Here is a 14,558-nt window from a genome sequence, read left to right on the forward strand (position 1 = left end):
GTGTCCGGACGGGTGGCTCGGGCGGGAGGCCGGACGGGTGGCTGGGGGGGCCGGACGGTTGGCTCAGGGGGCGTGCCGGGTCAGCCGGCCCAGGGAAGGGGGGCGTCGGAGGTGCCCCAGTACAGGGACTTCTGCCGCTGGTAGGCGCGGATCGCGTCCCGGCCCTTCTCCGTGCCGAGACCGCTGTCCTTCCATCCGCTGAACGGGGTGGCGGCGCTGAACTGCTTGTACGTGTTGATCCAGACGGTGCCGGCCTCGATCCGGCGGGCGATCCGCCAGGCGGCGCGCAGGTCACGGGTCCAGATGCCGCAGGCGAGCCCGTAGACGGAGTCGTTCGCCTGGCGGACGAGGTCGTCCTCGTCGTCGTAGGGCAGGGCGACGAGGACCGGGCCGAAGATCTCCTCCCGGCAGGTGCGGGAGGTGTTGGCCAGGCCGTCGAGGACGGTCGGAAGGTAGTAGGCGCCGTCCTGGTACCGCTCCCCCGTGGGCGCCGACCCGCCGCAGAGCACCCGCGCGCCTTCGGAGCGGGCGAGGTCGACGTAGGCGGCGACCGCGTCGCGGTGGCGGTGGTGCACCAGGGGGCCGACCTGGGTGGAGGGGTCGGTGCCGGGGCCGACGCGCAGCTTGCGGACCCGCTCGACGAGCTCGCCGACGAAGGTGTCGTGGATCTCGCGTGCCACGAAGAGCCGTGATCCCGCGATGCAGGACTGGCCGCTGGACGAGAAGATCCCGAACATCACCCCGGCCAGCGCCTGCTCGATGTCGGCGTCGGCGCGCACGATCGTCGGCGACTTGCCGCCGAGCTCCAGTGAGGCGGGGACCAGCTTCTCGCCGGCGATCGCGGCGATGGACCGGCCCGTCCCGGTGCCTCCGGTGAACCCGATCCGGGCGACGAGGGGGTGGCGTACGAGGGCGTCGCCGACGATCCGGCCGCTGCCGGGCAGGACCGAGAGGAGGGCGGTGGGCAGGCCGAACTCGTCGAGTGCCCGGGTGATCAGCCGCCCGAGGGCGAGGGAGACCAGGGGGGTCCAGGCGGCGGGCTTGAGGAGGACCGCGTTGCCGGCGGCGAGCGCGGGGGCGATCTTCTGCGCGTCGCTGGCGACCGGGGAGTTCCAGGGGTTGATCGCGCCGACCACGCCGATCGGTTCGTGGACGCTCATGGTGACGTACGGGCCGCGGGACGGCGTGACCGTGTCCTCGGCCGTCTCCAGGGCGGCGGCCATGTACCGGAAGGTGCCCGCCGCGCTGAGTGCGAGGGCCCGGGTCTCGGTGAGGGTCTTGCCGGTGTCGGCCGTCTGTACGGCGGCGAGCTCGGGGGCGGCCTCTTCGGTCAGCTCGGCGATCCGGTGCAGGAGGCGCGCGCGCTCGTGGGCGAGCAGGTCGCGCCAGGCGGGGTCCACCACCGCCCGCGCCGCCGCCTCGGCCGCCTCTGCGACCTCGGAGGCGGAGGCGGAGTGGACGGTGGCGAGGACGCGTCCGGTCGCCGGGTCGACGGTGTCGAGGGGCTCGCCCGCACCGCGTCGCCACTGGCCCGCGATCAGGATGTCGGTGGGAAGGAGCGGCACGGGTGGACCTCCGGGCAGGGGCGGAAGGGGAGTTGGCTCCGGGCCGGGACGGGGTCCGGCCCGATCCCGGGGACCGGAATCGTCGAAGCGCTAGAAATCTAAGCGCTTAACTAATTCTCGACAAGCCCCCGACTTGAGATCGTTGCCGAATCGGCCTTGAGCACGCCCTTAACGGAGCCGATGATGACTATCGGGCCCGCGAGACAGAGATCTCTAGGCGCTTAACCATTGACCGCTTAGATAAGGACCCCTACTGTCTCGGCAACTCCCCTGCCCGCGGAAGGACCCCCTCCATGACGACTGTGGCCGGTAAGCAGGCCCTCGGCTCCGTAGCCGCGCGACTCGAACGACTTCCGCACTCCCGGTGGCACGTCAAGGTCCGGTTCCTGATCGGCGCCGTCACCTTCTTCGAGGCGTTCGACCAGCTCCTCGCCGCGTCCGCGCTGCCCGTCCTGATGAAGGAGTGGCACCTCACCACCGGACAGGCCACCCTGGCCGTGACCGCCGCCTCCATCGGAATGCTGCTCGGCGCCCTTGCGGCCGGCTGGCTCGGCGACCGGATCGGCCGCGTCCGCACCGTCGCCCTGGGCGTCGGCATCACCGGCCTCGCCAGCCTCGCCGTCGCCTTCTCCGGCAGCATCGAGACGTTCTCGCTCTTCCGGTTCGTCCAGGGCCTCGGCATCGGCGGGGTCGTACCCGTCGCCGCCACGTACATCAACGAGATCGCCCGCTCCGACAAGCGCGGCCGGTTCGTCCTGCTGTACGAGATGATCTTCCCGGCCGGCCTCGCGGCAGCCACGCTGGTGGCCGTGTGGGTGGTCCCCCAGTTCGGCTGGCGCGCGATGTTCGTCATCGGCACGATCCCGGTGCTGCTCGCCGCCGCGCTCCCCCGCCACGTCGCCGAGTCCCCGCGCTGGCTGCTGTCCCGCGGACGCGTCCGGGAGGCGGAGGAGGTCATCGCGCGCATCGAGGCGGAGGTCGCCCGCTCCTCCTCCGACGCGCTGCCCGCCCCCGCCGCGGACCTGGCCGACGAGCCGGCCGGCGGCCGCCTGGGCGACCTGTTCCGGGGACGCTACCTCCGGCGCACCGCGGTCGTGTCGGGCCTGTGGTTCGTCGCCTACTACGTCAACCACGGCATCTCCACCTGGCTGCCCTCGCTCTACACGAAGACCTTCGGCCTGGACCTGACCACCGCCCTCGTCTACAGCCTGCTCAGCAACGTGACCGGTCTGCTCGGCACCTTCGTCGTCGCCCTCCTGATCGACCGCGTCGGCCGCAGGCCCGCGCTGGTGGGCGCGCTCGTCGGCACCGTGCTCTCGCTCGGTGTGCTCGCGCTCGCGGGCGCGACCTCGGGTGGCCAGGTGGCGGTCTTCGCCTCCTGTACGACCTTCTTCCTCTACGCGATCAACGCGGGGCTCTACCTGTACTCCCCCGAGCTCTACCCCACGTCCAACCGGGCCAAGGGCGCCGCGTTCGGCGGAGTGTGGAACCGGCTGGGCGTCATCCTCGGTCCCGTGACCGTCGGCGCGATCATCGGCGCGGGCGGCAGCCTGTCCCTCGTCTTCGCACAGCTCGCCGTGGTGGCGGCCGTGGGTGCGGCGATCGCCTGCTTCGCCGTCGAGACCAAGGGCAGGACGCTGGAGGAGCTCAACGCCTGAGACAGCGGGCAAGGAGCGGGCGTCCGAGACCGAGCGGGCGCCCGGGACGGAGAGCGGGCGCCCTGCGCGGAGCGGGCGCCCGCGCGCTTTCACCTCAGGACTAAGATTCTCAGTGCTGTGAGAAGTCGGGGGACGACGCAGGACGAGGGGAAGAGCATGGCTGCATCGAGGCCGTCGGACCGTGACGCCGTCGCGCGCGTGATCGAGGACTGGGCGCGGGAGCGGCCCGAGCTGGACACCAGCCCGCTGGAGGTCCTCGCCCGGCTCCACCGCTCCTACCTGCGCTACAACACCCGGCTCACCGCGTCGATCGAACGCCACGGCCTGTCCGTGGCCGGCTTCGACGTCCTCACCGCGCTCCGGCGCGCGGGGCACCCCCACCGGCTGACCGCGGGGCAGCTCGCCGACTCGGGCCTCGTGTCGTCGGCGGGGGTGACGCTGCGGATCGACCGCCTGGAGAAGGACGGCCTCATCGTCCGGGAACGGGACGACGACGACCGCCGGGTCGTCTACTCCCGCCTCACCGACAAGGGTCTCGCGACGGTGGACGTGGTGTTCGCCGAGCACCTCGACAACGAGCGGCGGATGCTCGGGGGCCTGTCGCCCTCCGAGCACCGCCAGCTCGCACGGCTGCTGCGCAAGCTGGAGGTGTCGATCGTCGCCTCCGACGAGGAGCCGACCGACACCACGGCATAGCGGCCGGGACCGGTTCGAACCGGGCGCCGCCCGCACATATCAATTCGAATTTGAACAATCAGGGTAGGGTGCGCCCATGGACGAACCGCGCCGGCTGAGCCAGGTCGAGATGCGCGCCTGGCAGGGCTTCCTCGTGGCGAGCAGCCTGATGTCCCGCCGCGTCGAGCAGCAGCTCAAGAGCGACGAGGGACTCTCCCACCCCCAGTACGAGGTCCTCGTACGGCTGTCGGCGACACCCGACGGCGAACTGCGCATGACGGAGCTCGCCGATGCCGTGCTCACCTCCAAGAGCGGCCTCACCTACCAGATCACCCAGCTGGAGAAGGCCGGTCTGGTGCGGCGGCGCGACTGCCCCACGGACGTACGCGGGACCTTCGCCGTGCTGACGGAGGAGGGGCGCCGGGCGCTCCACGACGCCGCCCCCGGGCACGTCTCCCTCGTCCGCGAGCTGTTCATCGACGCCCTCGCACCCGAGCAGGTCGCCCTGCTCGCCGACGCCCTCGAGACCGTGGGGCAGCGGCTGCGCGGGGACGACCCGTCGCCGTCCGGTCCCCCGGCGAGGTGACGGGCCCTCCTCGTCCGCGGCGGCGCACCGGCCCCGCGCCGGATGCCCGGAGGAGGCGTCGCCCTCTCCGGGCACCGGGTCCGCCGGCCCGGGGGCCCGCGGACGTCCTGGTCAGGCCAGGACGTGCAGAGCGGCGGGCCGCACCCTGAGGGTCACCGGCAGGACCGCCTCGACCTCGCCGTCCGCGCCGTACGGGAGAGGGCGGTCCGCTTCGAGGCGGACCTCCTTGCCGCGCAGGATCTCGACCTCGGGCCGGTTCACGTGCACGCCCGTCTTCAGCTCGTTCATCATGGCGAAGAAGAGGCGCTTGGGCGCCTGCTTGATGACCACGACGTCGAGCAGCCCGTCGTCGATCCGCGCGCCCGGTGCGACGTTCCTCCCGAACCCGTAGAAGCCCGAGTTCGCCACGACCACGGTGTAGCCGGTGCGCCCGTGCCGCACCCCGTCGACGGTGACGCGGTACGTGGCGGGCTTCCAGGCGAGGACCGCGCGCAGGCCGCCCGCGTAGTACGAGGCCGCGCCGCGCAGCACGCGGGAGGCGTTGGCGTGGCGGTTGGCCACCGCGTCGACGCCCGCGTACACGCTGCCGAGGACGCAGGTCCGCGCGTGCACGGCGGACTCCACCTCGATCGTGTCGACGGCCCGCGGCTCGCCGTGGAGCAGTGTCTCGGCGAGCTGTCGGGCGTCCGAGGGGAGGCCCAGGGCGCGGGCGAAGTCGTTGCCGCGCCCCGCCGGGACGAGGCCGAAGACCGTGTCCGTACCGCTGAGCGCACCGCCGACGCAGCCGGCCATGCCGTCACCGCCGACGGCGAGCACGACGTGCCCCCGCGCTCCGGCGTCGTGGGCGAGCTCACGGGCGTGCTCCAGGCTGCGGCTGTAGACGGTGTCGAGCCTGGCTCCCGCCTCCCGCAGCAGACGGGCCAGCGGGAGCAGACCCGCCGTGCCGCTGGAACCCCCTGCGGTGGGGTTGACGACGGCGGTGAACTGTCGCATGGATCTGGCCTCCGGGCGGCAGAAGTCGGGTTCAGCGGACGGGGATGAGGACTCCGGGGCTGAGCACCCCGGAGGGGTCGACCTCGGCCTTGACGGCCTGCAGCATGCGGATGCCGAGGGGGCCGATCTCGCGGGCGTACCAGTCGCGGTGGTCGGTGCCGACGCCGTGGTGGTGGCTGATGGTGCCGCCCGCGGCCAGGATCGCGTCGTTGGCCGCCCGCTTCACCGGTTCCCAGTGCGCGACGGCGTCCTCCCCCTGTGCGGAGACGACGGTGAAGTACAGGGAGGCGCCGTTCTCGTACGTGTGCGAGATGTGGCACATGACGAGCGGCGGCGTGCCGGCCTCGGTGAGGGTGTTCGTCAGCGCGTCCCGCACGGCCGTGTAGAGGCCGGGGACGGCGGACCAGAAGGCCGCGGTCTCCAGCGTCTCGGCGAAGGCTCCGGCGTCGAGCAGCGCGTCCCTCAGGTAGGGCGCGTCGTACCGGCCGTGCTCCCACTTGTCGCCGGGCTCCTCACCGATGAGCTCACCGTCGCAGGCGAGGAGGACCTCGCGGGCGACGGCGCGGCGGGCCATCGTCTCCTCCTCGGTGCCCTCGTAGCCGACGATGGCCATGCAGCCCGGGTTCTGCGGGAGTTCGGTGCTGCCGATGGCGTCCGGCTGCGCGAGACCGATGAAGGTCTCCGACTCGTCCGACAGCCGCAGCACCGTGGGGCGCGGGCCGTCCTGGGCCAGTCGGCGCAGTGCCGCCGTGCCGGCCTCGAAGGAGGCGAAGCGCCAGCCCTCGTAGACCCGCCTCGCGGGGAGCGGACGGATGCGCACGGTCACCGCCGTGATCACTCCGAGGGCGCCCTCGGAGCCGAGGACCAGCTGCCGCAGGTCGGGGCCGGCCGCCGAGCGGGGGGCCCGGCCGGTCTCCAGGGTGCCTTCCGGGGTGGCGACCGTCAGGCCGAGGACCATCTCGTCGAAGCGGCCGTATCCGGCCGACGCCTGGCCGCTGGAGCGGGCCGCGGCGAAGCCGCCGACGGTCGCCCACTCGAAGGACTGCGGGAAGTGTCCGAGGGTCCAGCCCCGCTCGTTGAGCAGCGCCTCGCACTGCGGGCCGCGCAGTCCGGGCTGCAGTGTCGCGGTGCGGGACACCTCGTCGACGGCGAGCAGCTGGTCGAGCCGCCGCAGGTCGAGGGCGACGAACGGCCGCTTCGTGGTGGGCGCGAGGCCGCCGACGACGGAGGTGCCGCCGCCGAAGGGCACGGCGGCGACGCCGTGTTCGGCGCAGGCGCGCAGCACGGCGAGGACCTCGTCGTGGTCGCCCGGCAGCACGACCGCGGCGGGGATGTCGTCGACCTCGCCGGCGCGGATGCGCAGCAGGTCGGGGGTCGACTTGCCGCGGGTGTGCCGGATGCGGCTCTCGGCGTCCTCCCGCAGGAAGTCGGCCGTCCCGACGGCCTCCCGCAGCGCGGTGCGGGCCTCGTCGGGCAACGCCGGGGCGGGCGGTGCGATGTCGGCGAGCGCGGCGGGGCCGCTCTCGCGCGGGGTGACGCCGAGCAGGTCACGCAGCAGGCCGGTGACCGAGTCGGGCAGGGGTGCCGCCTTGGCCGGGTCGCCCCAACCGCTCCACAACATGTCCACTTCGAAAGGGTTCCTAACGGTCTGTTTCACGGATGGCGCTGCCACTCGGCCGACGCTGGCATTACACTGTGACAGATGACGCCCATTCGTCACAACCATGAAGACACAGATCCCGTGCTCGACGCCGCACGCGACTGCGTGCTCGCCGTCGGTGTGCGGCGGACCACCCTCACCGACATCGCCCGGCGCGCGGGCGTGTCCCGGATGACGATCTACCGGCGCTGGCCCGATGTGCGCACCCTGGTGGGCGACCTGATGACCCGTGAGTGGATCGCCGTCGCCGCCGGGGCCATGCCACCCTCCGACGAGGACCGGCCCGAGCGGGAGCGGATCGTCGAGGGGCTCGTCGCGGGAGCCGCGGCGTTCCGGGCCCACCCGCTCTTCCACAAGATCATCGACGTGGACCCCGAGCTGCTGCTGCCGTACATCCTCGACCGCCGGGGCGCCAGCCAGGAGGCCCTGCTCGGGCTCCTCCACACGGCACTCGAGGACGGTCACGAGGACGGCTCCGTACGCCGCGTCCGCGCGGACCTGCAGGCCCGTTCCCTGCTGCTCGTCGTCCAGTCCTTCACGCTGTCGCTGCGCACCATGACCGACGACACCGATCCCGAACTGAGCGAAGCCGCCTTCCTCGACGAGCTGCGCACCCTGCTGGAGAGGACCATCGCCCCATGAACCCCACGAGCAGCCCCGCCCTGCCCGGCTCCTCCCTCGACGCCCGGCGGCGCCTGCGTGACCTGGAGCGACTCGCCGACGGCGACGCCGACGGCGTGGTCGACGTCCTGGTCGTCGGGCTCGGCGCCACCGGCGCCGGAGCCGCGCTCGACGCGGCCACCCGCGGGCTCACCGTCGCCGCGATCGACGCCCACGACCTGGCCTTCGGCACGTCCCGCTGGAGCTCCAAGCTGATCCACGGCGGACTGCGTTACCTCGCGTCCGGACAGCTCGACGTCGCCCACGAGAGCGCGGTCGAGCGCGGCATCCTCATGGAACGCACGGCCCCCCACCTCGTCCGCGCGCAGCCCTTCGTGCTTCCCCTCACCCCGCTCGTCAGCCGCGGCCAGGCCGCCCTCGCGCGCGCCGGGTTCCTCGCGGGCGACCTGCTGCGCGTCGGCGCCCGCACCTCGCGGAGCACGCTGCCCCAGCCGCGCACGCTCTCCGCCGTCGAGACCCGGCACCTCGCCCCGGCCCTGCGCCCCACCGGGCTGCGCGGCGGACTGCTCTCCTGGGACGGCCGGCTCTCCGACGACGCACGCCTGGTCACGGCGATCGCCCGCACGGCGGCGGCGTACGGCGCCCGTGTCCTGACCCGCACCCGTGCCCTGGAGCTCCACCGCGACGGCGCGCTGGTCCGCGACGAGATCACCGGCCAGGAGCTCCGGATCCGCGCGCGTACGGTCGTCAACGCGGCCGGCGTCTGGGCGGGCGGCCTCGTCGACGACGTACGCCTGCGGCCTTCGCGCGGCACCCATCTCGTCCTGCGCTCCGAGGACCTCGGCCGGCTCTCCGCGGGCCTGCACATCCCGATCCCCGGCGAGACGAACCGCTTCGTCCTGGTCCTGCCCCAGGGCGACGGACGGGTGTACGTCGGCCTCACCGACGAACCCGTCGACGGCGACATCCCCGACGTGCCGGAGGTCCCCGAGACCGACATCGGCTTCCTCCTCGACGTCCTCGGATCCGCGCTCGACGTCGCCGTCCACCGTGCCGACGTGGTCGGGGCCTTCGCGGGGCTGCGCCCCCTGCTCGACACCCGGGACGCGGCGGGCCGCACCGCCGACATCTCGCGCAAGCACGCCGTGCTCACCTCTCCCTCCGGCGTCGTCACCGTCGTCGGCGGCAAGCTGACCACGTACCGCCGCATGGCCCAGGACGCCGTCGACGCCGCCGTGACCGCCGGCGGCCTGGCCGCCGGGCCGTGCCGTACCGCCTCCGTCCCCCTCGTCGGCGCCGCCCGGCCGCAGACCCTCGCCCGGCTCGACGTCCCGGCGCGGCTCGTGTACCGCTACGGCTCCGAGGCACCCGCCGTGCACGCCCTCGGCCTCGAAGACCCCGCCCTCGCCCGGCCCGTCGTCCCCGGACACCCGGTCACGGGCGCCGAGCTGGTGTGGGCCGTCCGCCACGAAGGCGCCCTCGACACCTCCGACCTCCTCGACCGCCGCACCCGCATCGGGCTGGTCCCGGAGGACCGCGCCGCGGCCGAGGAAGCGGCCAGGGACGCGCTGGCGCACCCGGCCCGGCTGCGGTGACGTGCCGTACCGCCACCGTGGGTGCGGCGTGGCGGATCCCGGCGGCACCTTCCCGCTCCGGGGGTCTCCGTGATGTCCGATCCGGCGAGCGCGGGCAGAATTGACGTGACAGTCGCGCTCCGTCGGTGAGCAGCACGCCCGCCGTCCCGTCCGCGCCCGGAAAGGGGGCCAGGTGTCCTCGCCTCGACCGGGGGGTCGGCCGGGAGACGAGCAGGCAGCTCCCGGGCCTCTCTGGTCGGAGCCCGGGACCCTCCTCGAGCAGGTGGCCGTGGCCGTGCTCGGCATCGACGAGGACGGCCGGATCTGCTACTGGGGACCCGGTGCGCGGCGGCTCTTCGGCCACGAGGCCGCGGACGTCCTGTCCCGGCCGGCCGCCGTCCTCTTCCCCGCCGCTCCCCTCGACGGGGCCGGTGCGGCGGAGCGCCTCGCGGAGCGCGGTCGTACGTTGGGGTACTGGCGGGCACGTGTGCCGACGCTGCACCGGGACGGCAGGGTCTTCGACTGCGGGTTCCGCGTCTTCCCGGTGACCGGTGCCGAGGGCCGCTCCGTCATTCTGGGCCTTGCGAGCGAGAGCGCCGGTCTCGACCGGGTGAAGACCAACCTCGCCTTCCTCGACGCGCTGTTCGCCACGTGCCCGATCGGCCTGGTGATGCTCGACGAGAACCTGCGGTACGTCCACCTGAACCAGGCCCTGGCCGACATGGACGGTGTCCCGATCGAGGACCACATCGGCCGGACCATGGCCGAGTTCATGATCACCTCCGACGGGGGTGAGTACCAGCGCATGCTCCGGGCCGTCGCCGACGAGGGCCGGACCGTCGTGAGCACGCTGGTCGTGCTGCGTACGCCGGGCCGTCCCGACCGGGAGCAGGTGCGCTCCGTGAGCTTCTTCCCGCTCAGTCAGGCCGTCGGTTCACGAGCGGGTGTGGGCGGTCTCCTCGTGGACGTCACCGACCGTGAGCAGGCCCTCGTGGAGGCGGCCGCCGGCAGGCAGCGGCTGGCGCTCCTCGACCGGGCCGCGGCCCGTATCGGCACCACGCTGGACGTGGACGTCACCGCCCGCGAGCTGGTCGACGCGGTCGTTCCGGACTTCTGCGACGCCTCCGTGGTGGAGGTCGTGGAGTGGAAGGACGAACGCGAGGTGTTCGATCCGGAGTCGGTGCTGCTCACCCGTCGGATCGCGGCCGGCACCTGCCTGCCGCCGCCCGCCCCCGAACTGGTCGGCGGCCTGGAGCGCGTGACCTATCCGCCCGGTTCGAGCATCCACCAGGCCCTCACGACGGGCCGTCCCGTCTGCGTCCCCGTGAACTCCGATTTCATGACCAGCACGGTCATCCACCAGGCCCGCGCCCAGCTCCTGATCGACAGCGGTCTGACGTCACTGCTCATCGCCCCGCTCATCGCGCGGGGCACGGTGCAGGGCATCACCATGTTCGGCCGCTCCGGCGGCCGCCCGGACTTCACCGAGGAGGACCTCAGCCTGGCGGGCGAGATCGCGTCGCGGGCCGCGCTGTACCTGGACAACGCGCGGCTCTACAGCCGGGTCCAGGACATCGCGCTCACCCTCCAGCGCGCGCTGCTGCCCACCGCCGTCGCGAGCGGCCCGTCCGTGCGCGTCGCCCATCGCTACCTGCCGGGCAGCCAGGCCACCGAGGTCGGCGGCGACTGGTACGACGTGATCGACCTGCCCGGCGGCCGGGTGGCCCTGGTGGTCGGCGACGTGATGGGGCACGGTGTGCCCGCGGCGGCGGCGATGGGGCGGCTGCGCATCACCGCCAAGGCGCTGGCCCGCCAGAACCTGGCACCCGACAGCCTCCTCGAGGAGCTCGACGTCTGCGCCCAGGACGCCGGTATCGCGTACGCCACCTGCCTCTGCATCCGCTACGACCCGACGACGGGGCTGGCCCGCATCGCGAACGCGGGTCATCTGCCGCCGCTGCTCCGCCGGGCGAACGGCACGGTCGAGTCGATCGACGAGGTGCTGGGGGTGCCGCTGGGAGTGGGCGGTGTGCCGTTCCGTACGACCGAGGTGGAGCTCCACGACGGCGACACCCTCGCCTTGTACACCGACGGCCTCGTCGAGGCGCGCGGCGTCGACATCGACGAGGGAATGGCCGCGCTGCGGTCTCGGCTCGAAGGCGCGACCGGCACGTTGGAGGAGACGGCGGACGGCGTCCTGGCACAGCTGCTGCCCGAGGCTCCCACCGACGACGCCGTGATCGTGCTCGCCCGGATCCGGCGTGAGGGCCCCGGGGGCGCCCCGGCCTGAGCGACACGACGCCCCCGGCGCGGGCGGCCCCGCTCAGCCGCCGCTGGACGAGCGCACCCGCAGTCGCGGCAGGACGAAGAGGCGGTGCCGGGGGGCGTCCGGCTGCTCGATCCTGCGCACCAGCAACTCCACGGCGGACGCGCCGACTTCATGCTTCGCGGGGGCGATGGCGCTCAGCGGGATGTCGGCGAGTCCCGCCACCTCGTCGTCGTACGCCACGATCGCGACGTCACCGGGAACCTGGACGGATCGCGCGCGCAGCCGCCTCAGCAGCGCGAGCGCGTGGTTGTCGGGATGGGCGATGACCGCGTCGACGCGGCCGGCCGCCACGGCGTCCAGCAGCTCCTCGACCGGGTCGTCGTACTCCGGGCTCCCGGGGCCCGCGTCGCCGGTGTCCAGGACGGCCGCCGGGAGTGGCGCTTCGAGCCCGGCCGCCCGGACGCCCGCCTCGAAGCCCTCGATGATCCACTGTGCGGTCGGGCTCGTGCCGCGCACGAGCAGCGCGAGGCGCGTGCGGCCCGCCTCCGCGAGGTGCCGCACGGCCAGGCGCGCCCCGTGGACGTGGTCGGACACGACGTGGTCGATGCCGGCCATCTCGTCCGACTCGGGCCGGCGCTCCACGATCACGACGGGGACGGGCAGGTGTTCGTACCAGCCGCGCGGCCCGGTCGGGACGACGAGCAGCCCGTCGACGCCGTCGCCGATCATCCTTTCGGCCTGTGCGCGTTCCTCGTCCGCGTCGTACCCCGAGATGTCGAGCACGAGCCGGGCGCTCCGGGCGGCGGCGGCCTCGCGGGCGCCCTTGATCACCTCGGGGTAGTAGTAGTCGGCGGACGGCACGATCAGACCGATGACGCGCTCCCGGCCGCGGGCCGGTGCGGCGGGGTCCGCGTCGGCGGGTGCGGTCTCCGCCCAGGTCTCGGGCAGCATGGCCCCGCCGTGCACGCGGGCCACCAGGCCGCGGTCGGCGAGGACCTCCACGTCGCGGCGGATCGTGACCGGGGAGACGCCCAGCTCGGCGGCGAAGTCGCTGACCCGGAGGGAGCCCTCTTCGCGCAGCCTGCGCAGGATCGCCTGATGCCTGTGTTCCGCGTGCACTTGCCCGCTCCCCTCGTACGACGGCCCAGTTCAGGAGCAGTGTAGCCACCTTGCGATCGATCCTGTCTGTTTCTTGCCGAATGGACAATTGGTGGCGGTTCCTGTTCAAACCGTTGCTCTCTTGGTTTTCTGCGTGCTAGAAACCCCACGCTTACGAGCCAGCGACAGCGCCGAGGCAACGACGCGCTCCTCCCGTAAAGGTCGTCCCCCATGCCATCTCCCTGGCCTCGCCGCACCTTCCTCCACGCCGCCGGCGGGAGCGCGCTCGCCCTCGGACTCACCGGGACCCTCGCGCACCCGTCCAGCGCCTCCGAAGTCCCCGCGGACGCGGGTACTTTCACCTCCACGTCCGACGCCGAGTTCGACACGCTGCGCGGCAGGTGGCGCGACCTCATCCTCGGTACGGGCTTCAGCCCGACGGCGGAACCGTTCCGGACCATCCTCAGCACCCTCGGCACGACCGCGGCCGGCTACCTGTCGACCATGGCCCCGGCCGGCGGTTCGCTCTGGCCCGGCCGCTCCTGGGCCGACCCGGAGCCCGACCTCGACGCCGAGTCGTACGCCTTCTCCGCGGCCATGAACGACAGTTACAACCGGCTGCGGACCATGGCCGAGGCGTACTGCCAGCCGGGCACCGGCCTGACCGGGGACACCGCCCTTCGGGACGCCGTCCTCACCGGCCTCGACCACCTCCGCTCCGAGGTCTACAACGAGCACACGACGCGGTACGGCAACTGGTACAACTGGCAGATCGGCGCCCCCCAGGCCCTGATGGACACCTGCGTACTGATGTACGACCACCTGTCGGCGACCCGAATCGCCGACTACTGCCGGGCCGTGGACGCGTTCGTGCCGGATTCGGTCTTCGCCTCGTACACCGGGACCAGCACCGGCGCCAACCGGGTCGACCTGTGCCGCGGAGTCGTCCTGCGCGGCATCGTCGGCAAGGACCCGGCCAAGATCACGCTGGCGTCCCAGGCACTGGCCCCGGTCTTCCCCTACGTCACCTCGGGCGACGGCTTCTACGCCGACGGATCGTTCGTCCAGCACCGCAACGTCCCCTACATCGGCGGCTACGGCGCGGTGCTGCACGACGGCGTGGGCCGCCTGCTCGCCCTGCTGCGCGGTTCGAGCTGGGAGGTGACGGGCCCGGGCACGCAGCTCTTCCTCGACACGATCGAGAAGGCCGTCGCGCCGTTCATCTACAACGGCCTGATCATGGACAACGTCAGCAGCCGGGGCATCAGTCGCATCGGCACCAACGAACACCAGCGCGCCCACGGCCTGATGGCGACCATTCTGCTGGTCGGCCAGGGGGCGAGCCCCGAGGAGAACGCCCGCTGGCGGGCGATGGTCAAGGGCTGGCTGCAGCGCGACTACTACTACCCGGCGCTCAAGAACCCCGGGCTCAGTCTGATCAGGGCATCGCTGCTGCAGTCGCTGCAGGACGACACCTCCGTGCAGGCCGCCCCCGAGCCCGTCGAGCACCGGCTGTTCCCCAACATGGCCCGGGCCACACACCGGCGCCGCGACTGGGCGGCCTCCTTCTCCATGGCCTCGAACCGCATCGCCCACTACGAGTTCGGCAACGGCGAGCACGCCCGCGGCTACCACACCGGCGCCGGATGGCTCTCCTGGTGGGGCGGCGACTTCGGTCTGGAGCAGTACTCGGACGCGTACTGGCCCACCGTCGACCCGTACCGCCTGCCCGGCATCACCGCCTCGCGCAAGCCGCTCGCCGACGGCGAGGGCGGCAACTGGGGGCAGCCCATGCCGAACGCGGCCTGGGTCGGCGGCACGACCGACGGCGAGTACGCCGCCGTCGGCCAGCACCTCAA

The 14,558-nt window shown here is 73.0% G+C and carries 11 protein-coding genes; 7 read left to right on the top strand and 4 right to left on the bottom strand.

Going from position 1 to position 14,558, the window contains the following annotated elements; translation table 11 throughout:
* Positions 1 to 80: 80 nt before the first annotated feature.
* Positions 81 to 1,565 (bottom strand): aldehyde dehydrogenase family protein, encoded by a 1,485-nt coding sequence (locus AOK00_RS04330; RefSeq protein ID WP_055598979.1) that lies wholly within the window; start codon positions 1,563 to 1,565, stop codon positions 81 to 83.
* Positions 1,566 to 1,858: 293 nt separating this feature from the next.
* On the opposite strand from AOK00_RS04330, the gene AOK00_RS04335 reads away from it, so the two are divergent.
* From AOK00_RS04335 to AOK00_RS04345, 3 genes are all read left to right on the top strand, one after another.
* On the top strand, positions 1,859 to 3,223 hold the full coding sequence (locus tag AOK00_RS04335; protein WP_055598980.1) for an MFS transporter: 1,365 nt from the start codon (positions 1,859 to 1,861) through the stop codon (positions 3,221 to 3,223).
* A 156-nt stretch (positions 3,224 to 3,379) separates the two neighbouring features.
* Complete coding sequence (locus tag AOK00_RS04340; protein WP_055598981.1) at positions 3,380 to 3,919, top strand: MarR family winged helix-turn-helix transcriptional regulator; 540 nt, start codon at positions 3,380 to 3,382, stop codon at positions 3,917 to 3,919.
* Between the two features lie 76 nt (positions 3,920 to 3,995).
* The gene (locus tag AOK00_RS04345) at positions 3,996 to 4,484 is read left to right on the top strand and encodes a MarR family winged helix-turn-helix transcriptional regulator (RefSeq protein WP_055598982.1); all 489 of its coding nucleotides are present in this window, start codon (positions 3,996 to 3,998) and stop codon (positions 4,482 to 4,484) included.
* Between the two features lie 111 nt (positions 4,485 to 4,595).
* Here the strand turns inward: AOK00_RS04345 and AOK00_RS04350 are convergent, their stop codons facing one another.
* Both AOK00_RS04350 and AOK00_RS04355 read right to left on the bottom strand, forming a co-directional pair.
* Complete coding sequence (locus AOK00_RS04350; protein WP_055598983.1) at positions 4,596 to 5,477, bottom strand: diacylglycerol/lipid kinase family protein; 882 nt, start codon at positions 5,475 to 5,477, stop codon at positions 4,596 to 4,598.
* 31 nt (positions 5,478 to 5,508) lie between these two features.
* On the bottom strand, positions 5,509 to 7,104 hold the full coding sequence (locus tag AOK00_RS04355; RefSeq protein WP_055598984.1) for an FAD-binding oxidoreductase: 1,596 nt from the start codon (positions 7,102 to 7,104) through the stop codon (positions 5,509 to 5,511).
* Positions 7,105 to 7,179: 75 nt separating this feature from the next.
* Between AOK00_RS04355 and AOK00_RS04360 the strand changes: the two genes are divergently transcribed.
* The 3 genes from AOK00_RS04360 to AOK00_RS04370 all read left to right on the top strand — a co-directional run bounded on the left by AOK00_RS04360 (position 7,180) and on the right by AOK00_RS04370 (position 11,622).
* Positions 7,180 to 7,779, top strand: a complete 600-nt coding sequence (locus AOK00_RS04360) for a TetR/AcrR family transcriptional regulator (RefSeq protein ID WP_079041835.1) — start codon at positions 7,180 to 7,182, stop codon at positions 7,777 to 7,779.
* Positions 7,776 to 9,353, top strand: coding sequence for a glycerol-3-phosphate dehydrogenase/oxidase (locus AOK00_RS04365; RefSeq protein WP_055598986.1), 1,578 nt, complete (start codon positions 7,776 to 7,778; stop codon positions 9,351 to 9,353). Before AOK00_RS04360 ends, AOK00_RS04365 begins: the two co-directional genes overlap by 4 nt.
* 262 nt (positions 9,354 to 9,615) lie before the next feature.
* A complete protein-coding gene (locus AOK00_RS04370) occupies positions 9,616 to 11,622 on the top strand; it encodes a SpoIIE family protein phosphatase (RefSeq protein ID WP_254047236.1) in 2,007 nt (668 codons plus the stop codon).
* Between the two features lie 33 nt (positions 11,623 to 11,655).
* Here AOK00_RS04370 and AOK00_RS04375 read toward each other — a convergent pair whose 3' ends face one another.
* The gene (locus AOK00_RS04375; protein WP_055598988.1) at positions 11,656 to 12,720 is read right to left on the bottom strand and encodes a substrate-binding domain-containing protein; all 1,065 of its coding nucleotides are present in this window, start codon (positions 12,718 to 12,720) and stop codon (positions 11,656 to 11,658) included.
* A 210-nt stretch (positions 12,721 to 12,930) separates the two neighbouring features.
* Between AOK00_RS04375 and AOK00_RS04380 the strand changes: the two genes are divergently transcribed.
* Positions 12,931 to 14,558, top strand: a 1,628-nt coding sequence (locus AOK00_RS04380; protein WP_055598989.1) for a polysaccharide lyase 8 family protein, incomplete at its 3' end; no start/stop codon positions are given.

Source organism: Streptomyces aureus, from assembly GCF_001418135.1.
Lineage (GTDB): Bacteria > Actinomycetota > Actinomycetes > Streptomycetales > Streptomycetaceae > Streptomyces > Streptomyces aureus_A.